Here is a 1,778-nt window from a genome sequence, read left to right as displayed (position 1 = left end):
CCTTCGTCATGCAGCTGCTGCTGTTTATGGGCATCGCATTCCTGGTGCCGGTGGTGCTGGTGGCGGTCAATATGGCCGGCATCGTTCGCGGCAGGACCTATCTGAAGGCTTGGCGGATCACTATCCTTGCCGTGACGGTCGTCTCGGCCATGGCCGCGCCCGGCAGCGACGTGTATTCCATGTTTTTCCTGGGCGCGCCGCTGCTGATCCTCTACTTTGGGGCCATCGGGTTGTGCATCCTCAACGACAAGCGACGGGATCGCCGGAGTGCCAAACTGACGCAGGAGACCGAAGCCACCGCGGACCGTGGCACGTCCCTGACGGAACTGGAGCAGCTCCAGCCTCCGCGCCAGCTAAAGGGCTAAGCCGGTGTTCGACTACGGGCATCCGGTCCCTCGGGTGAGGTGCACTAAACCCAGCGCCAGGTCGTCACCCTGCCTGAGCTGCAATAAACGGCCCGGACACCACAGTCAAATCTCTTACGATTACCTCCTCGTCCACTGACCACCATCGCCAATGCAGGGTAAGAGCCCCGACGGGCACGGAAGGGAACAGAGATGTTCGGTATCAGTGTTGAGAAACTGTTCATCATCGGCATCATCACTGTCCTGGTAATCGGGCCAAGCCGGCTGCCCGGATACGCCGCCAAACTAACGAGCCTCATCCGGGTCATCCGCGGCATGGCCAACGATGCGCAGGTACAACTCAAAGAACAACTCGGCCCTGACTTCGACGACGTCGACTGGCGAAAACTGGACCCACGCCAAATATGACCCCCGACGCATCATCCGCGACGCACTTACCAGCGACGACGAACCGGCCCCACAACCGATGGTCGGCGACCTTGGGCAGCTTCTCCTCCAGGGCGCGCAGAACCCTGTCGAACTGGGCGTGCACGGCGTCCGCGTCGGGCTGGTCGTAGACGCTGTGCAGCAGCGTTTTTACCCACGGCCAGCTGCTCTTGGGCGTGGCGGACATCAGGTTCGCGGCGTAGTGGGTTCGGCAGCGTTGCCAGGCGGCGCCGGGCACGGTGGCCCCGATGGCTGCCACGAGTCCGGCGTGGGCATCGGAAGTCACCAGCTTCACCCCTGTGAGGCCGCGGGCGGTCAGGTCCCGAAAGAAGGCCAACCAGCCCGCCCCGTCCTCGGCGGAGGTGACTTGGATACCAAGGGTTTCGCGGTGTCCGTCGGCGTTGACGCCGGTCGCGACCAGGGCGTGGACGTTGACCACCCGGCCGCCTTCACGCACTTTCAGGACCAGCGCGTCGGCGGCAACGAAGGTGTACGGTCCGGCGTCCAGGGGCCGGGTACGGAACTGCTCAACCTGTTCATCCAAGTCCCTGGCCATGATGGAAACCTGGGACTTCGACAGCCGGGTAATGCCCAACGAATCAACCAGTTTCTCCATCCTGCGGGTGCTCACGCCGAGCAGGTAACAGGTCGCCACCACCGAGGTCAGGGCGGCCTCGGCACGGCGGCGGCGCTCCAGCAGCCAGTCCGGGAAATAGCTGCCCTGACGCAGCTTCGGAATAGCTACGTCCAGGGTTCCGGCGCGAGTATCAAAGTCGCGGTGCCGGTAGCCGTTGCGGGAGTTCACCCGATCGGTGCTGGGCTGGCCGTATTCGGCCCCACACACGGCGTCAGCCTCGGCCCCCATCAGCGCGGTGATGAAGGTTTGGAGCATCTGGCGCAGCAGATCCGGGGAGGCCTGCTCGAGCTGCTCGGACAGGAAACGGGTCGGATCGATAGAATAAGGTGCGGTCATCGCGGAGTTCTCCT

Annotated in this window: 2 protein-coding genes and 1 pseudogene; 2 read left to right on the top strand and 1 reads right to left on the bottom strand. The window is 63.8% G+C overall.

What is annotated here, in order from left to right; translation table 11 throughout:
- The coding region (locus tag IV498_RS18665) for a twin-arginine translocase subunit TatC (RefSeq protein ID WP_269048570.1) at positions 1–365 on the top strand (365 nt) is incomplete at its 5' end.
- 192 nt (positions 366–557) lie between these two features.
- Entirely contained in the window at positions 558–773 is a 216-nt protein-coding gene (locus tag IV498_RS18660; RefSeq protein ID WP_269048569.1) for a hypothetical protein, read from the top strand.
- A gap of 58 nt (positions 774–831) precedes the next feature.
- On the opposite strand, the pseudogene IV498_RS18655 reads toward IV498_RS18660, so the two are convergent.
- A pseudogene (locus IV498_RS18655) lies at positions 832–1,764 on the bottom strand (IS256 family transposase); the annotation flags it as partial.
- Positions 1,765–1,778: the final 14 nt, after the last annotated feature.

Source organism: Paenarthrobacter sp. Z7-10, from assembly GCF_026932795.1.
In the GTDB taxonomy this organism is placed as follows: Bacteria; Actinomycetota; Actinomycetes; order Actinomycetales; family Micrococcaceae; genus Arthrobacter_M.
This window is presented reverse-complemented; position numbering and strand designations above follow the sequence as displayed.